Source organism: Calothrix sp. CCY 0018, assembly GCF_963920925.1.
Lineage (GTDB): Bacteria > Cyanobacteriota > Cyanobacteriia > Cyanobacteriales > Nostocaceae > Rivularia.
Window position 1 is genome coordinate 1 of the sequence record NZ_CAWUDI010000151.1, and the last position, 262, is coordinate 262.

General features: G+C 68.3%; 1 protein-coding gene. It reads right to left on the minus strand.

The features are described from left to right. Window positions 1–262: hypothetical protein (locus ACM03V_RS34535; RefSeq protein ID WP_414625323.1), on the minus strand; the 262-nt coding region annotated here is incomplete at both ends.

The window sequence follows — 262 nt, forward strand, 5'->3', positions numbered from 1 at the left end:
GTGCGGCCTGGGCCAGACGGTCGTTCCAGGTCCGGGCCTGGACGAACTCGCCCTGGTTCAGCAGAATCCAGGCGACATGATGCAGGCGCTGCAGGCCCTCGCGATCATGACGGTTCATCGCCGTGCGGCCAAAGGCGTCAAGGGCCGCGAAATCAGTTGCGGCGGCGCGTTTCTCCACGGCGGCGGCCAGCTCCAACGGCGTCCGCACCGGGCCGGGGGGCTGCGCCTGTGCGTTCTGCACAAGCAACATCGTCAGACCCAG